Here is a 16112-nt window from a genome sequence, read left to right on the forward strand (position 1 = left end):
TCGGTCGACGTGCCCCACAGTGCTGCGGGCCACGCGACCCGCATCACTTCGCTGCGGCCTGCAACGTGCCGTTGCAGCCCTTGCGCAGGGCCAGCAGGGCCTTGTCCAGCGGCAGCGAGGGGTCAGCCTTCTGCATGGCTGCGATGGCCGCTTCCGAGGCCTTCGCATACTTCTGGCTCACGCTGTCGGCCACTTCGGCCGGGTTGTCCACCATGTACATGCAGTGGCTGGTGTCGGCGTAGAACGCCTTCACCGGGGCCAGCTTCGTCAGGTCCGCTGCCGACGCGGCGCCGCAGGCCACTGCAAGAATCGCAAGCACGAAAGTCGATTTCTTCATAAAAGTCCCTTCCTGAGAACGTGTGACAGACAAACAAAAAGCGCATAAAACGCTCATCACAAGCGTAGTATGCGCCTTCGATTAACAAATTACAACTCATAACAGCGCGTAATTTGCTTGTCACACGCACTTTGTGCGTGTATGCCGGTTTGACTTGCCGGCTCGCTCAGGACACGGGCACTTGCCCTCTGGGCTGCACCTGCATCAGGGATGCCAACTGCTCCCTCCCGACAGGCTTTTCGAGAACGGAATCGAACACCCTAAGCTCCGCGTCACTGGCCCCATGCCCGGCTGTCATGGCCACCAGGCGGGCGCCGGCGTTCACGCCCGACGCCCGGACCTCGGTGGCCATCTGCGCCCCTGTCTTGTGGGGCATATCGAGGTCGATCAACACCGCGCCGTATGCGTGAGCAGCAAGCAGATTGAGCGCCATGGCGGCCGACGGGGCTGTGTCGCAGATCAAGCCCAGCTCCGCGCAGACCTGCGCGAAGCCCGTCAGCAGCTCGGGCCGGTCGTCGACGACCAGAATCCTGCCCTCCCCTGCCCCGGCGACTGGCGGACGGTCCTCGGCTCGCGCTGCCGGCACCACCAGCTCGAAGGTCGTGCCGCCCCCAGGTGTCGGCGACACCTCCACGTTTCCTTCGAGTTGCATCATCAGCGCGCGAACGACCGCCAAGCCAATGCCTCGGCGCTCACCGAACAGAACAGGCTCTGCTTGCAGTCCCTGCGTGACTGTCGTCGCGGCCGATTCCGGCAGGCCAGGTCCAGTGTCTGCAACGACGATGCGGAATTCGTCCGTCCCGTTGGGACAGGTCTTCAACGTCACCGACACACTACCGTGCTCGGTGTACTTCACCGCATTGCTGACCAGGTTGTGCACGAGCTGCCCGATCCGCACGCCATCGGCCACAAGAAATAGCGGCTCTGTCGGCGTGACGACGCTGAACGTCAGGCCTTTGGCCTCCGCCTCTCGCCCCATGCTCTCGACTGACTCTTGCACCAGCTCGCAGGCCTCGAAGACCTCCGGCCGCAGCTCCATGCGTCCTGTCTGACCCCGAGCCAAGGTCAACATGTCGCGCAACTGCACAGCCAGCTCGTTCGCCGACCGGCGAATGCGCTTCATCACTTCGGCCTGCTCTGGCGAGGCCCGTTTGCTTTCCAGCACATCGAGCGCGGAGACGATGCTTTGCAGGGGCGAGCGCAGCTCGTGGCTGACCATTCCGAGGAAGAATTCTTTATGTCTGACGGCAACCTCGCGGTCCAGTACCGCCCGTTTGCTTGCATTTTCTGCAACCTTCAAACGATGGGCCAGAGCGAACGAGAACAACATCGCTTCCCAAACGGCCGATAGTTCCAACCAAAGGAAGCTGAAGGAGCCTGGCAGCACCTTCAGAAACTGCAAGATGTAGAGCGTGGACACCGCCATGTGAACCGATATGCCGATCAAGGTAAATATCGCTGGTTCGTAGCCCTGCCTCAAGCGCGTGACGCTGCCCAACAAAATCACAGTTAGCGTCGCGGGTACCAGTAGCGCAGATGCCATGTATCCGAGCGATTCAAATCCACTCACCGCGGCCACAGCCACCCCGATGGCGGACCAAACGAGAAGTTGGGCCGCTTTATCGAGCCGCGGTGCATTGAGGTCGAACCTGAACAGTCTGCGCATGAATGTCAGTCCGAATCCGATCACGCCTGCATTGACGCTCGCGATTAAACGGGCGGAGGATTCAAGAAAGCCAATCTTCGTCCATATGCCGGTTAGCACACAGATGAGCGTCATGAAGCAAACAAGGTACATCGCGTAGTAGAGATGCGCGAACTCCCCGGTTTTCGTGAGCACGAAAAGGTTATGCAGGACCAGCACAAGGAACGCACCGAACAACGCGCCTTGAATCAGTTGTCTGTGGCCAACTTCCTCGATGGCCTCGACATTCGAGATCCACGAGAGATCAAGGAGCACGGGCTGCGCCCTCTGCTCGATGCGCAGGTAGACCGTTGTTGGCTCTGCGGGTGTTGGTAAGCGCAAGGCCAGCGCTTGCATTGACAAGCGCCGCTCGCTACCGGATTGACTGGTTGCGATCGTTGACACACCGAAGCCACCTTCGGGCTTGGGGTAGAACAGATCGAACCGTGCCACGGGCTGATGCTCGAACATCAAGAACGAATTGGCCTCTTTGTAGGCTCGCAAATCAACCTTGATCTTCACCCAATACACGTCGCGTTTGATGCCAGTCCACTTCACTGACTGCAACAAGCGGAATGTCGTGAGTCGCCCTGCCGCTACGTCGTCCACACTGAGAGTTCCGGCCGGATCGTTGGCCACCCACATGAAAGGCCCCAGGTCTTGACGCTCATTGCCATGCGGCATGAAAACCGGGTCACTCTGTGCCTTCGAGGAACTGGCGGAAAATAGCATGAGCAGGCCGACCGCGACGCACATCAGCAACCTGATAATGCCTGCCCTCCGTCGTGATGCGCTTCGCTTCAATGAATGCAATTCAAGCCTTGTGGTACTGAGCGCGGGTAGCGATTGGATCAATTTACTCAAGACAGAAACCTTGCGATGAGGCAACCAATGAAAATTTCGCCTTGGCACTTCAAGCCAGTGACCGGTGCCGACGGTAAGACGACCTTCAACGTGTTCGACGGGGATTCGGATGATCCCATCGTCAACGTTCGCAAGGAGTCGAGCGCCATCAAACTCGTGGATTCCGCCAACAAGACCGGTTACCCCGATGTGTCGGCCATGGTTGACGATGAGGAGGATTGATATTCAGGCTCCGCCAGCGCACGAATTATGTGCGCCCGCTGCGCACGAAAAAAAAGGGCCGCATCGCTGCGGCCCTTTTCTTTGCACCTACCGTGCCTGGCGGCTCATGCTCGCCAGTCGCTCACCACCGCACGCGGCGGTAGAGCTTCTGATCCATGATGACGTCGATGTACCGGGGTGACTGGGCAGGATCGAACAACCCGATGTGGTCGTAGACGTTCACCGTCGTCTTTTCGTAGCCGCTGTCGATGCCGCCGCCTCCGGTGATGATGGTCTTTGTCCCGAGCAGCTTGCCGACGCACACCTTCCGCGTCGACGGCCGCATGAACCCGCCACTGTCGTCGTTCCCGCTGCCGATGCCCGTGTAAATCGTCTCGCCGCCTCCGTTGGCTCCGAACTGCGGCTGATTCCCCTGCGCTGCAACTTGCTCGGCGGTGCCGATCATGGCCGGCACGCCGGCCTCAAGCGCGCTCGTGCCCTCTGGGCAATCATCGAACCACGCATTGCCAGGCTGCGCATACGCGCTGCCGGCCGTCTCGCAGTGCGGGAAGGGCTTTCCGTCGGAGAGGTCCTTCTTGAGCTGGTTGATCGGAGCAACGCAGTCCTGCACGGCCTGCGGCCCCATCGGATTCGAGAGGCACAGCAGCACTTTGCAACCGTAGTCGGCGCCGGAATAGAACTGCGCGTGCGCTGCCGGCGCGACCAGCAGCGTGAAGGCCGCGAGGCCCCCGAGACGGGCCGCAGCCCGGACGATGACTCGATGGAATGATTTCACTTGAAGCTCCCGTGGAATGCTGCTAGAGGTGGCAGCGACGACCGTGATCGTACCGGTCCACAGCTTCAGAGGTCAACCAAAACGCCGATTTTGGAATGCGCAGATCATGCGCTTTATGTGGTTTTTCCCTCGAATTCGTCTATCGCGTTACATGCTTGCCGGCAGATGAACCTAGCTCAAGGTCACGATGAACTCTCGAATGCCGAACAGCTCGCGTCCGGTCTTGAGGGCCGTTTCCGCGTGCTTGAAATGACGGGGTTGATCGGGTGTCCGACGGGATGCGAGGGTCACTGGCTCCTGCCTGGCCAGCCGGATCGTGAGGGTGAAGGTGCCGCCTTCGTGTTGCCGAATCAGGGCTTCCTTGACCACGCCGACGCGCACTTTGGGAACCAAGATTTCCTGTGGCGCGCATTGCACAGGGGTAGCTTTTTGCACCGTCAAACGCTTCTCCATTTCGCTCGCAGGCGATCAGCTTTTTCGATTTTGCAGTGGTACAGCCCACATGCGAATCCATTGTCTCACCCCCGTTTTCTCTCGAAAACGAGGGACGCTACGCTGGTCCGGCGCCCTTCGGGCTTGGATCGAGCCTTCGTCGGCAAGCCTCCTAGTCTCGCCCCCTTCGGGCCTACATCGCTTTCGTGCGGGCCTATGGCCCTCGGGGCACTCGCCTACCGCTGCGCGGCCGGACTCGCGTCAAAATACCGGCGCAAACGGACATCCAAGGGGGCACCATGAATCAGATCGACGAAGAAGACTTGCAGCTCGACGCGGTGCGCGGCGTCATCGGCGTGTGGGAAGGCATCGTCCAATCCCTGATTCGGGCCGAGCGCGACAACGCCGGCGCCGATCCGGCCCGGCTCGAAGAGTTGCAGCGCGCCTTGTATGCCGCAGCACGCGAGCGCCACGCACTCCGCGCCGCCGATCACGCCTCCGTCGCGATCGCGCGCAGCAAGTACGCCGAGCTGATCGCCGCCCACCGCCGCGCCCAGGGCGCCGGAGCCTGACGATGGACCGCCAGGAGCACCGCCTTTCCGAGGCCGACAACGAACGAATCTTCCAGCAGGACATCCGCCCGTACCTGATGGCCACTGCCAGCGGTGACCTCCAGGCGCAGGCCGAGCCGACCATGGTGATGGTCGGCGGCCAGCCTGGCGCCGGCAAGAGCCGGTCGATCGACTCCGTGAAACTCGATCTCGAGTCCCATGGCGGTGTGATGGAGATTTCCGCCGATGACCTGCGGAAATTCCATCCCAAGCACGACGAACTGATGCGCGCTGACGACCGCACGGCGGCCGACTTCACGCACGCTGACGCCTCGGCATGGGCCGAGAAGGCGGAACGTTTCGCGCGGGAAGAGCGCTACAACGTCCTGCTCGAAGGCACGATGAAAACGCCCGAGAACGCCGCAGCGAAATTCGCCGAATACAAGGAAGCCGGCTACTTCATCGAGGCCCGCGTCATTGCCGTGCATGAGCGGGCGAGCTGGCAAGGCGTCCTCGGCCGCTACGAGCAGCAGAAGGCCGATGCCGGCGTCGGGCGGATGACGCCCAAGGACGTGCACGATGCCGCCGTTTCCGGCGTCCTGCGCACCGTGGAGAAGATCGAAACCGAGCAGCTGGTCGACCGGCTGCGCGTCGACCGCCGCGGCGCCGAGCAGATCTACAGCAATACGGCCGTCGACGGCGCTTGGCAGCACCCTCCGGGCGCCCGCCAGGCGATCGAGGGCGAACGCGATCGCCCTCTGTCGGCCAAGGAGTGGGATGCTCACGTCGCAGGCTTCGATCGCATCGACGCGCTGCAACAGCGTCACGGCCGCAATGCGACCGCCGACGAAATGAACCAGGTGCGCGAGCTGCGCGCCGGCGCCGCGATCGAGCGCGATCGCGCAGCGCTCAAGGAGCGCGACGCCGAGGCCTCCGCAGCGTTCCGCTCGGAGCCGCCAGAACTTGCCGTGGCCAAGCACCCACGCCTCGCCCTGGCCTATGCCGCGCTGGAGCAGATCGAGCAGCACGCGCGACGCCAAGGCGTCCCTGCGGCCCAGCTCGATGCCGTGAAGGCCACCGCCCGCGAGCAGATCGCGGAGCGCGTGCAGGCCGGGCACTACCCGGCGCAGCGCGACATCACCCAGGAACGTCCCGCGCCGACCAAGCAGCGCGAACCGGAGCGCTGACGCGCTGGATCTTGCATCGCCGTTTCTGACGGTGCTGCAGCACCTGCGAAACCGGCGAGGGGCCACCTTTTCCCGCTTTCCCACCGCCCGCCGCTGCGCGGCGCCCGTGGACAACCCACCTCGTGCAATCCGCGAGGTTGCGGCGTGTTGCCCACAGGTCCGGCCGTGGATAAGCGGGACGCTGGCTTTCGCCAGCACATCGACATCCATCACCGCAGGCCGTCGACCATCGCCGCCTCTGGCGATGCGGCACCACATCCCATGACCAGGCGCGCAGGGCGCGCAAGCAGGCGAAGCCGTCTTCCGCGAAGCCGGTTGCCCCAGGTGTTGACGGCCCGCAGGGCGGGCCGCTGCCCTGCACTCGCAGGGCATTGACCAGCGCCGCACTCGCGGCGTGTACCGCCACCCCTTCCGGGCTGGCGGGCGTTGCCCGCGCTGCGGATGTTGTGTGAAACGCAGTTCGCATCGGTCGTGGTCGCCCGTGGTTGATCTGCTGTCCGGTCCGTCTGGGTTCGACGCATAGCCCAGCCAGTCAGGGCGCCGGGTACCGCTTCGCTCACGCACTTCCCCCGGTCCCTCCGCTGCGCTCGGGCTGCGGCCTCAGTGCGTGCCCCTCTGCCCTGCCTGGCCGGTCTCTTTATGCGTCAGACGGCTCCGAACAGCAGATTTTCTCAACCACCAACGAGGGCACCACCATGACCGACACCAACGCACACAACACCCCCACCGCCAGCAACGCCCCACAAGCGCAGTTCCTCGCACCCCAGACTCACCAAACAGCAGGCATGGAGAAAGCCACGGGGACGATGGCAACGGGGTTCGGTTTCAACTGGGGCGGGCGGGTCTATGACAACGCTCAGATCGTTTCCGCGCTGCGGTGTGCAGAGTCGCTTTTCACGGCGTACGCGCGCGCCAGTGAAGGCCTCGGCCTGGGTTCGCGAAGCGTGGAATGGGCAGACCTCGATATTGCGTTCGATCACAGCACGGACGCCCTTTCCGACGGCCATCGCGAGCGCATCGATGCGGAGTGCGTGGCCCAGTATCACGGCGTGGAGTTGAACGGTAGGGGCATCGTGGTCCAGACCGTCGATGCCGAAGACGACATCGAAGTGACGGGCGCAAACATCGATGACGAGCACCTGCAATTGCTGCTGAAGTCGAGCGGGACGCTCTACGTGAAGAATCAAGACGACGTTGACCTGATCCTGTATTTCGACATGGATGGCGAATCGCTCGTGGTCGAGCTTGATGCCAGGGACATCATTGGCGCCGGTGCTGAAGGCGGTGCCGCATGAGCACGCAGCACACCCCGGGGCCACTGGTCCCGACCGGCATGACCGTCGTAACGAAGGATGCGTTTTTCGCGGCATTGTTCGCCGACAAGCGGGACATCATGCCGACCACCGAGGCGCGCGAACACACGCCGTGGCGCATTGTGGCGACGCGAGCAATGTGGGGTTGGTCCTCCACCGGGTACGCCAGCAAGTTCGGCGCTCCAGAGGTCTTCGCCATCGCCAACACGACCAGGAGCGAAGCATCATGAGCTATGCCCACCTTCCCATCATCAGGAAGACCGTGACTGCCATGGTGAACCAGGTGGGCGAGCTGCGCCGCACCGTCGCCATCGACAACATGCCCGAAGAGCTTCAACAGGTGCGCCAGTTGTTGCGCGTGCTCGACGCCCGTCTCGACGAAGTGGAAAAGCGCGCCGCGACGTGGGTGGAGCAACCGGCAACACCGGTTGTCGTGCTCGCCGATTTCGAGCTGGTGAAGCGCGTATGGGTCACGCACATGCACAACGCGAATCGGGCCTACGACTCGATCCGCATCACGCTGGCCGGCATGCACTACGAATGCGAATTCGTGGCCGACCGGGACGTGCGTCTTGCCAAGCACCTGGCCGAGAGCCACGGCGCCGAATTCATCGTCGATCCGCGCGTGGCTGGCCGCGTGGCGACCGCTATCGCCAACGGGAACAAAGCATGACTGCACAAGCCCTCACTGTCCTGCGCGACCCGCGCTTCTCTCTGCAACGCGAGTTCACCGGCCAGCCTACGGCCATGTGGGTGATTCGCTTCTGTGGATCGTGGCTCGGCCTTCAATTCAAGACGCGGGCGCAAGCGCGCGCCGCCCGTCGTGCCGCAATCGCCGCCCGCAAGGCGGCATTGCAGGGCTCTCCGGCAGGAGCGTGATGATGACCTTGGACATTCATCGCCAGCTCGCCGGCAACCAAGCCCGCCGCATGGCGGCCGAGGACCGGTATCTAGAACGCATGGAGCGCCGCGAACTTGCCGCCGAGCGTCAGATCGGCGAGCTCGTGCGCGAAGGCCGCCAGCTTCTGTACATCTGGCCGCAGGGCGGCAAGTACCGCGAAGGCACGCGCATCGACCTGGTGGCCTTCCTCATTCGGAACCACTATGCCTAAGCCGACCGACGCCGGGCGTTCCCGCAGCGCTCTTCACGCCAAGCTTCTCGACGCCGAGACGCGCGGCAGCCAATGGCTCGCCGACGGCAACGTGGCTTCGACCTCGGCCCGAGCCGAGCGCTGCTATGACAAAAGCCAGTTCTGGCTCGACCGCGCAAACCGCCTGCGCGATGCGATCTACGTGCTCGACGCGAAAACCACCGGCCTGACGGCCGCTCGTATGGAGGCGCCGGGCTCGCCGGCGAAAGACTGATGGCCGCCGTGCAAGTCCGCGTCGGCGTGCCCCTCACCGGTGGTCAGCTCGTGGCCGCCGCGCGCGAGCGCGGCTACCCGGTGCTTTTCTCGGCTAACGCCTTCGCCCGCACCTACCCGCGTGGCCACGAGCGCGAAGGCTATTTCAAGGCGTTCCGCCTCCCCGATGCCATCCAGTTCGCCGGCCTCGATGCCGCGCTCGACTCGGCCGGCTTCGTGGCCGCCGTCCGGTACGGCGACTATCGCTGGACGGTCGATGACTACCTCGACCTGGTGCAGGCCCATCCATGGGCATGGTGGGCATCCATGGATTTCTGCCTGGAGCCCGCCGTGGCGGCGGATCGTCCTCTTCGCCTGCTTCGCATGGCTGCGACTGCAAACATGCTCGGCCGTTGCCGCGCCGAGGCCCGAAATCGGGGCGTAAAGGCCCCGATGCCGGTGATCCAGGGCTGGACCCCCGCCGAATACATCACCTGTGCCCAATGGCTTCCCCTCACCGACTGGCCCGAGCTGGTCGGCGTCGGTTCCGTCTGCCGGCGTGAGGTGCATGGGCCGGATGGCATCCTGGCCATCCTGGCCGCGCTCGATGCGTACCTGCCTGCGCACTGCAAAGTCCACCTGTTCGGCGTCAAGAGCACCGCCCTCGCGCAGCTCGTCCATCACCCTCGCGTTGCTTCGGTCGATTCAATGGCATGGGACGTTCAGGCTCGCGCCGAACGCCGCACCGGTCGCGACATGCAGTTTCGGATCGGGCACATGGAGCGGTGGGCCGACAAGCAGCAGAAGATCGCCAATCGGCCGGCGCATGGCGCCGGTGTGCAAACCTTGCTTTTCGACCCCGTGGACTTCGGCGGCCTCACCGATGTCGAGTCCACGGTGCTGGAGGCGCTGGCGATGCAGTTCGCCGAGCTGGTGCTGTCCGGTGACATCGAATACCTCGATGCCGTCGGCTATGCGCTGGTCGATGGCGTGAGGGCAATCGCCATCGTCCGCCGCCTCGGCCTCGGCGAGGAAGGCCTGGCCGAACTCGAAGACATCATCTTCGGCCTGGCCGACGCGGTGCGCGAGATTTGCGGCCTGTGAGCTGGCCAGCATCGCCACACATGGCGATGCCGATCCCTCTCCCCTAGGCGCAGAGCCAGTCCAGCCAGGTGCGGTGTGTGACTTCCGCCGCAGTCGCCGTCGTCAATTCGGCCGTGTGATAGCCGCCGAGACTCACGCCGACGGCGTGCGTTGCCGCTATGGCGGCTTCCGCGTACGTCGAGAAAACCGCCTCATCACGGCTTTTGGCACCCTCGCAGGTCATCCGGCAAGGGCCGTCGTAGCCCTCGGGCACGTCGGCGAAGGCCTCGCCACCGATGTCGTAGGGCTTGTCGCCGGCAATCTGCCGGCGAGCTGTTGTCGCATCGTTCATGCTTCGCCTTCACTCTGTAGGGGGGGGCCGATTCCGCGCACGATGCGCTCGGAATTCAGCCACCGGCAAGCCCATCCGGCGCGCTTCGCGCACTTCCTGGCGCCGGGCCAGCACCAGCTCGCGGGCCACGTGGCACTTTTCAGTGCAGCACGGCCACCACGACTGCGCCGGCTCGATGTCCTCCGGCATGTCGCCTTTGCAGGTCCAGCAGCTCGCCGGCGTTGCCCGCGCTGCTGCGGCGATGGCCAGTGCCTCCGCCTCGCGACGGGCCTGACGCGCCGCCAAGCGCTGCGCGTCAACACCGGGATACCAACGACCAGCCATGCTCCGTCATTCCATTCTGGTTTCGCGCTCACTGCACCGACGGCAGGTGTACTCCACCAGGTCAACGTCGCTGCGCTTGTCCCGGCCTGTTTCCCGCCACTGATGCGAGAACAGCATGCACAGTATTTTCCGAATGTTCATGCCTTGCCCTCGGCCTCGCTCGCACGCGCCGCCAAGACCTCCTTGCGCAGTTCCCACGCATTGCGCAGCCACCAAATCATCATCGTCGTCGCCACCGCGCAGATGAGCGCTACTTTCGTCGTCGATGCCGTGGGGAAGAACTCCACCGACAGCACCGCTGCGCCGATGTAAATGGCTGGCCACTGAGAGAGCAGAACACGGTATTTCCATGGCGTGCACGGCGGCATGATGAACTGCCCCGCGATGAGTGCCACTGTGGCGAAGGCTGCGAAGAAATATTGAATCATTGCGCCGCTCCGAAAGGCTCTCCAAGTTCTACTATGAAGGACCAAGAGCCATCCGCGCGCTTCATCAGTGGCAACGCCCGGGTCCCAATACCGCCATGCAGCAACCGCTTCGCGTACGCCGTCATGCGTTGTCGCATTGGAATGTCGTCTTCCGGGGAAACTGCACCCACCTCAACGTACCCGTGATCGTCGAGCCAGCAGAGCACTACCGGGTCGACCGAATCGTGATCGAGTTCGTCGTTTACGCCCACCAGAACGTTGACATGGGCGCGGAGAAGCTTCTCTACCTTGGCCGCGGCGATCTTTTCAGTCGTCACCACGATCTCGACGAACTCAGCGTCGTCGGACTCCTTGCAAATGCGCAACAGAAGGTTTAGTGCCGCTTCGGTGCCGGCATCCGACATGTCGCAGAGGCGTTCTTGGAGGAGCGCAGCGACATCCCGGTATTTATTGAGTGCCTGTACCGGTATTTCAGACATATCGCTCCCCCTCCTTCGCTTCGAGGGCTTCCGTCTTCTTCAGCTTCAAGTACGTGACTGCGCCTGCAACGGCCAGGATGAATAACGCGCCTCCCCAGGCCTGCATCTTCATTGCCACAACGGCGCCGCCAAGCAGCACCGTCAATCGGTAGACCGGGTATCGCCGCATCACGCGGCGGATTGCTTCTCGTGCTCGCATTTGTGCTCCCTGTTTCAAAGTACCAATCATCGCCATGTCCGGCGATGCATTTAAAGCACAGCCGACAACCAAAAGAGGGTTTTTGGTCAGTGTGATTGTGGTCCCAAAAACTGCAGCATCGTCATTTCTGGCGAGGCTGGGCTAGCCAGCCTCGAACAGTCGTCACGCGGGATCGGGCACCCCTCCCTGCACTCCAGACACCGCATCGCCTCAGACGGCGATGCAAACCCAAGGGCCCCATCGCCAGATTCGGCGATGCAGTACCGCAGACCACCAACCAGGCGCGCAGGGCGCGCAAGCAGGCGAAGCCGTCTTCCGCGAAGCCGGTTGCCCAGGTGTTAACGGCCCGCAGGGCGGGCCGCTGCCCTGCACTCGCAGGGCAGTAACCAGCGCCGCACCCGCGGCGTGTACCGCCACCCATTCGGGCGGCGGGTGTTGCCTGTGCTGCGGATGCCGTGTGAAACGCAGCTCGCATCGGTCGTAGTCGCCTGTGGTTGATCTGCTGTCCGGTCCGTCTTGGTTCGACGCATAGCCCGGCCTGTCAGGGCGCCGGGTACCGCTTCGCTCACGCACTTCCCCCGGTCCCTTCGCTGCGCTGCGGGCATGCGGCCTCAGTGCGTGCCCCTCTGCCCTGCCCTGCCGGTCTCTTTATGCGTCAGACGGCTCCGAACAGCAGATTTTCTCAACCACCAACGAGGGCACCACCATGACCGACACGAGCGCACACGGCATCCGCAGCACAGGCAACACCTCCGAAGCGCGGTTCCTCGCACCCCAGACTCACCAAACAGCAGCAATGGAAACGCGGGTTGTCGTGATGAACGGTAGCCGGATCGGAATGACGTTCGACGGGCAGCAATGGTGGAACGTGTCGGTTGCGCCTGCATCGGCGCTTGCCTCCTGAAATCGATCAACTTCAGGAGCAAGACATGAGCGACCAATTCGGTTTCGACTTCGCCGACATGGCGGAACCTGCATATGCCGAGCTGCCGATCGGTGGCTGGCTTGACCCCCAGTTCACCACCGCCGAATTCAATGCCATCTTCGAGCGCGCGGCGCTGGTGCTGCCTGCGCTGTCGGGTGCGATGGCGATCCTGTTCGGCGGCGCGCTTGAAGCCGCGAAGGAAGAGCACGCCAAGATGCTGGCGACGTGCGAGCGCACCGGGGCCTATCACCTGTGGCGCGTAGACGTGACCGCCGAGGCCTCGCTGATTGAAGCCTTCAAAGCAGCATGCATTGCACGCGAGTGCGCGGTGCCGGGTGCCGAGTTCAAGACGCTGGCCGAAAAGTCGATGACCATCCATGCGATGTACGTGCCCGACTTCGGTTCTGTGCTGGTCCGCCAGTGGGCAGCCGACAACATCGGAATCGATTACTACCCGTGGCGCGACTCCTTTTTCATGCCCAGCTTCCGGGATGAACGCCGTGTCGTGAAGGCCTTGGAGTCTGTCTTTGCCGATGCCTACTGCGCCGACAAGATCGCCGAATCCAATGAAGGCATCGCCAGCGTGCCGGTGTTCATGCACGAGGGGCGCGAGTACATCAACGACGGCGGCATGAGCCACGGCACCTATCGCGAATGCGGCGGCTGGTCGTTCTGCTCGATGGCTGATTGGAACGGCCCGACCTACAGCTATCGGACTCAAGTCAAGGCATGGGATGAAGGCCGCACCGAGCGTGGTGATCGTCGCGGGTTGGTGGTTCGCGTTCGCGGACACCTCGCCGTGCTGACCGGCGAAACCATCTTTTACGACGACGACGCCATTGGCTTCTCGCGCGCATCGAGCGACGAAGCGGACAGTGCTGCGCCGGATGACGACGAAGAGGGCTGGCCTGAAGACGAAACCGAAGACGAAGGAGCCACGGCATGAGCGCCCTGTCTACCTTTGATGCCATCGACCTTTTCGCTGGTGTCGGCGGCTCCAGCGAAGGCGCCCGGCTGGCCGGTGTCCGGGTGAAGTGGGCGGCGAACCATTCACCTCTCGCGGTGCGCTTCCATGCGGTCAATCATCCCGACATCGAGCACTCGTGCCAAGACGTGAATCAGCAGGACTGGGGCCTTGTGCCTTCGCACGACCTCCAGATCGCTTCGCCATCCTGCACGGGCCACACGCCAGCACGCGGCAAGGATCGACCGCACCACGACATGACCCGCAACACCGCGTGGGCTGTCGTGCAATGCGCCGAGTACCACCGGCCAGAGTTCTGTGTAACTGAGAACGTTCCCGCCATGCTGAAGTGGGTGCTGTTCCCCGCATGGGAAGACGCAATGCGCCGCCTCGGCTACTCCATCGCCCGCCACGTCATCGATGCCGCCGACCATGGCGTGCCCCAGCACCGCGAGCGGCTGTTTCTGGTTTGCAGTCGGTCCAAGTCGCCGATCCAGCTTCGTTTGCCAAAGCGCGAACATCAGCCGGTGGCCAACGTGATCGATTGGGACTACCCGAACTGGAGTCCCATCATCACGCCGAAACGCAAGCTGGCGACCATCCGACGGATTGCTGCTGGTCGTGCGGCTTTCGGTGATCGGTTCGTCACGCCCTACTACTCGAAGGGCAGCGGCCTGACCGGCAGAAGCATTCATCGTCCGATCGGGTCGTTGACCACTGTTGACCGCTGGGCAGTCATCGACGGCGACCGCATGCGCATGCTTCAAATTCACGAGGCCAAGGCTGTCATGGGCATGCGCGAGGACTACGCCCTCCCGAAGGTGAAACGGGCGGCGATGCACTTGCTTGGCAACGGTGTTTGCCCGCCCGTCATGGCCGATCTGTTGACCGCCCTGCGGCAGGCCGCATGACGCCAGCCGTCGCATCCTCTCGCGCCGCTGTGCTATCCGAAGCACAGCGGCAAGCGCTGCGCACCGCCCTCGCCGGAAAAATCATTTCGATTTGCTTCGGTGCTGGCGTTGACTCCACCGCGATGCTTGTCGCGCTTCACGAGGCTGGAATACGGCCTGACGTATTGACCTTTGCCGACACTGGAGGGGAGAAGAAAATCACGCTTCTTCACGTCGAAAAGATGAATGCTGTCCTCGCCGAATGGGGATGGCCGCTCATCGACGTATGCAAGAAGGTGCCGATGGCCTCGACCGGGTACGCAGACCTCTACGGCAACTGCATCAAGAATGAAACGCTTCCATCGCTTGCCTTCGGAATGAAGTCGTGCAGCATCAAGTGGAAGCAGATACCTCAAGATCAGTTTCTTAAGGGTGCGAAATCCGGGCCGGGTGCGCGGCCCCCACACCCCGTATGGCTTGCCGCGCAGGCCTCGGGCCAGCGGATCACAAAGTTGATCGGGTACGACTGCGGCAAAGCAGACCTTCGGCGCTCGCGCGCCGTGAAAATGGCTGACGCGGATTTCGACTACGCCTATCCGCTCCAGCTCGTGCGATGGACTCGGCGCGATTGCGTCCGAGCCATCGCCCTCGCTCTCGGCGCGGACATGGTGCCGATCAAGTCGGCATGCTTCTATTGCCCGGCGAGCAAACACTGGGAGCTGTACTGGCTGGCCGCTGAATACCCGGAGCTTTTCGAGCGCGCGCTGTTCATGGAGCGCAACGCTCTCACCGGCCGACACAGCCGCTTCGACGAACTGCACTTCGGCGCGAGCTGGGAGGAACTGGTCCGCAACGCGGACAGTTTCCCCAGTTCAAACACGACCGTCGGGCTCGGGCGTAGCTTCTCGTGGAATCAATGGGCCTTGGTAAATGGCGTCGTCGACGACAACTTCGTTGTTCGTCGCTCCGAGAGAGAACGGTTTCTCGCAATGTCGGACTCGCTGCGCGGTCCTGACAACGCGCTCGATGCGCGCCTTATCTCGCTCGCACTCGACGACACGCCCACTTCAGACGCCGGCGAACAGATCGAGCTTGCCCTGGACTGAAAAAAGACCGCCCGGATCTGGCATCGCCGGAAGCGGCGATGAAGTACCTCCGCTCGAGCACCGCCACAAATGGCGGTGCAGGTCCTTTCCCGGTCGACCATCGCCGCCTCTGGCGATGCGGCACCACATCCCATGACCAGGCGCGCAGGGCGCGCAAGCAGGCGAAGCCGTCTTCCGCGAAGCCGGTTGCCCCAGGTGTTGACGGCCCGCAGGGCGGGCCGCTGCCCTGCACTCGCAGGGCATTGACCAGCGCCGCACTCGCGGCGTGTACCGCCACCCCTTCCGGGCTGGCGGGCGTTGCCCGCGCTGCGGATGTTGTGTGAAACGCAGTTCGCATCGGTCGTGGTCGCCCGTGGTTGATCTGCTGCCCGGTCCGTCTGGGTTCGACGCATAGCCCAGCCAGTCAGGGCGCCGGGTACCGCTTCGCTCACGCACTTCCCCCGGTCCCTCCGCTGCGCTCGGGCTGCGGCCTCAGTGCGTGCCCCTCTGCCCTGCCTGGCCGGTCTCTTTATGCGTCAGACGGCTCCGAACAGCAGATTTTCTCAACCACCAACGAGGGCACCACCATGACCGACACCAACGCACACAACACCCCCACCGCCAGCAACGCCCCACAAGCGCAGTTCCTCGCACCCCAGACTCACCAAACAGCAG

At 63.4% G+C, this 16112-nt stretch carries 22 protein-coding genes; 14 read left to right on the forward strand and 8 right to left on the reverse strand.

Annotated features, from left to right (window positions below; translation table 11 throughout):
- Positions 1-43: 43 nt before the first annotated feature.
- Together ACGLHS_RS31895 and ACGLHS_RS31900 are read right to left on the reverse strand one after the other, a co-directional pair.
- Positions 44-337: a hypothetical protein gene (locus tag ACGLHS_RS31895; RefSeq protein WP_394485940.1), complete on the reverse strand. Its 294-nt coding sequence runs from the start codon at positions 335-337 to the stop codon at positions 44-46.
- Between the two features lie 166 nt (positions 338-503).
- Positions 504-2885: a hybrid sensor histidine kinase/response regulator gene (locus ACGLHS_RS31900; protein WP_394485943.1), complete on the reverse strand. Its 2382-nt coding sequence runs from the start codon at positions 2883-2885 to the stop codon at positions 504-506.
- A gap of 27 nt (positions 2886-2912) precedes the next feature.
- Here ACGLHS_RS31900 and ACGLHS_RS31905 point away from each other — a divergent pair, with 27 nt between their 5' ends.
- Positions 2913-3107, forward strand: a complete 195-nt coding sequence (locus ACGLHS_RS31905; protein ID WP_394485945.1) for a hypothetical protein — start codon at positions 2913-2915, stop codon at positions 3105-3107.
- Positions 3108-3228: 121 nt separating this feature from the next.
- On the opposite strand, the gene ACGLHS_RS31910 is transcribed toward ACGLHS_RS31905, so the two are convergent.
- Both ACGLHS_RS31910 and ACGLHS_RS31915 read right to left on the reverse strand, forming a co-directional pair.
- Entirely contained in the window at positions 3229-3882 is a 654-nt protein-coding gene (locus tag ACGLHS_RS31910; protein ID WP_394485947.1) for a hypothetical protein, read from the reverse strand.
- A 171-nt stretch (positions 3883-4053) separates the two neighbouring features.
- Positions 4054-4335 carry a hypothetical protein gene (locus ACGLHS_RS31915; RefSeq protein ID WP_394485949.1) on the reverse strand — a complete coding sequence of 94 codons (282 nt, stop codon included), beginning with the start codon at positions 4333-4335 and terminating at the stop codon, positions 4054-4056.
- 278 nt (positions 4336-4613) lie between these two features.
- On the opposite strand from ACGLHS_RS31915, the gene ACGLHS_RS31920 reads away from it, so the two are divergent.
- From ACGLHS_RS31920 to ACGLHS_RS31960, 9 genes are all read left to right on the forward strand, one after another.
- Positions 4614-4886 carry a hypothetical protein gene (locus ACGLHS_RS31920; protein WP_394485951.1) on the forward strand — a complete coding sequence of 91 codons (273 nt, stop codon included), beginning with the start codon at positions 4614-4616 and terminating at the stop codon, positions 4884-4886.
- A 2-nt stretch (positions 4887-4888) separates the two neighbouring features.
- Positions 4889-6052, forward strand: a complete 1164-nt coding sequence (locus ACGLHS_RS31925) for a zeta toxin family protein (protein WP_394485953.1) — start codon at positions 4889-4891, stop codon at positions 6050-6052.
- Between the two features lie 695 nt (positions 6053-6747).
- The gene (locus ACGLHS_RS31930; protein ID WP_394485955.1) at positions 6748-7347 is read left to right on the forward strand and encodes a hypothetical protein; all 600 of its coding nucleotides are present in this window, start codon (positions 6748-6750) and stop codon (positions 7345-7347) included.
- Positions 7344-7595: a hypothetical protein gene (locus tag ACGLHS_RS31935; protein ID WP_394485957.1), complete on the forward strand. Its 252-nt coding sequence runs from the start codon at positions 7344-7346 to the stop codon at positions 7593-7595. Before ACGLHS_RS31930 ends, ACGLHS_RS31935 begins: the two co-directional genes overlap by 4 nt.
- On the forward strand, positions 7592-8038 hold the full coding sequence (locus tag ACGLHS_RS31940) for a hypothetical protein (RefSeq protein WP_394485959.1): 447 nt from the start codon (positions 7592-7594) through the stop codon (positions 8036-8038). Before ACGLHS_RS31935 ends, ACGLHS_RS31940 begins: the two co-directional genes overlap by 4 nt.
- Positions 8035-8244, forward strand: a complete 210-nt coding sequence (locus tag ACGLHS_RS31945) for a hypothetical protein (protein WP_394485961.1) — start codon at positions 8035-8037, stop codon at positions 8242-8244. Before ACGLHS_RS31940 ends, ACGLHS_RS31945 begins: the two co-directional genes overlap by 4 nt.
- A 2-nt stretch (positions 8245-8246) precedes the next feature.
- Positions 8247-8477: a hypothetical protein gene (locus ACGLHS_RS31950; RefSeq protein ID WP_394485963.1), complete on the forward strand. Its 231-nt coding sequence runs from the start codon at positions 8247-8249 to the stop codon at positions 8475-8477.
- Positions 8470-8730: a hypothetical protein gene (locus tag ACGLHS_RS31955; protein WP_394485965.1), complete on the forward strand. Its 261-nt coding sequence runs from the start codon at positions 8470-8472 to the stop codon at positions 8728-8730. The genes ACGLHS_RS31950 and ACGLHS_RS31955 overlap by 8 nt, the downstream gene beginning before the upstream one ends.
- A complete protein-coding gene (locus ACGLHS_RS31960) occupies positions 8730-9812 on the forward strand; it encodes a hypothetical protein (RefSeq protein ID WP_394485967.1) in 1083 nt (360 codons plus the stop codon). Before ACGLHS_RS31955 ends, ACGLHS_RS31960 begins: the two co-directional genes overlap by 1 nt.
- 43 nt (positions 9813-9855) lie before the next feature.
- Here ACGLHS_RS31960 and ACGLHS_RS31965 read toward each other — a convergent pair whose 3' ends face one another.
- The 4 genes from ACGLHS_RS31965 to ACGLHS_RS31980 all read right to left on the reverse strand — a co-directional run bounded on the left by ACGLHS_RS31965 (position 9856) and on the right by ACGLHS_RS31980 (position 11609).
- Entirely contained in the window at positions 9856-10143 is a 288-nt protein-coding gene (locus ACGLHS_RS31965) for a hypothetical protein (protein ID WP_394485969.1), read from the reverse strand.
- A gap of 461 nt (positions 10144-10604) precedes the next feature.
- The gene (locus tag ACGLHS_RS31970) at positions 10605-10895 is read right to left on the reverse strand and encodes a hypothetical protein (protein ID WP_394485971.1); all 291 of its coding nucleotides are present in this window, start codon (positions 10893-10895) and stop codon (positions 10605-10607) included.
- On the reverse strand, positions 10892-11374 hold the full coding sequence (locus ACGLHS_RS31975; RefSeq protein WP_394485974.1) for a hypothetical protein: 483 nt from the start codon (positions 11372-11374) through the stop codon (positions 10892-10894). Before ACGLHS_RS31975 ends, ACGLHS_RS31970 begins: the two co-directional genes overlap by 4 nt.
- Positions 11367-11609, reverse strand: coding sequence for a hypothetical protein (locus ACGLHS_RS31980; RefSeq protein WP_394485976.1), 243 nt, complete (start codon positions 11607-11609; stop codon positions 11367-11369). Before ACGLHS_RS31980 ends, ACGLHS_RS31975 begins: the two co-directional genes overlap by 8 nt.
- Positions 11610-12279: 670 nt before the next feature.
- Between ACGLHS_RS31980 and ACGLHS_RS31985 the strand changes: the two genes are divergently transcribed.
- The 4 genes from ACGLHS_RS31985 to ACGLHS_RS32000 are packed head-to-tail and all read left to right on the forward strand — an operon-like array spanning position 12280 to position 15458.
- Positions 12280-12477: a hypothetical protein gene (locus ACGLHS_RS31985; RefSeq protein WP_394485978.1), complete on the forward strand. Its 198-nt coding sequence runs from the start codon at positions 12280-12282 to the stop codon at positions 12475-12477.
- A gap of 25 nt (positions 12478-12502) precedes the next feature.
- Positions 12503-13444 (forward strand): hypothetical protein, encoded by a 942-nt coding sequence (locus ACGLHS_RS31990; protein ID WP_394485981.1) that lies wholly within the window; start codon positions 12503-12505, stop codon positions 13442-13444.
- Positions 13441-14373 carry a DNA cytosine methyltransferase gene (locus tag ACGLHS_RS31995; protein WP_394485984.1) on the forward strand — a complete coding sequence of 311 codons (933 nt, stop codon included), beginning with the start codon at positions 13441-13443 and terminating at the stop codon, positions 14371-14373. The genes ACGLHS_RS31990 and ACGLHS_RS31995 overlap by 4 nt, the downstream gene beginning before the upstream one ends.
- Entirely contained in the window at positions 14370-15458 is a 1089-nt protein-coding gene (locus ACGLHS_RS32000) for a hypothetical protein (protein WP_394485985.1), read from the forward strand. The genes ACGLHS_RS31995 and ACGLHS_RS32000 overlap by 4 nt, the downstream gene beginning before the upstream one ends.
- Positions 15459-16112: the final 654 nt, after the last annotated feature.

This window comes from Variovorax sp. VaC1 (assembly GCF_043658315.1).
Classification (GTDB): domain Bacteria; phylum Pseudomonadota; class Gammaproteobacteria; order Burkholderiales; family Burkholderiaceae_C; genus Variovorax.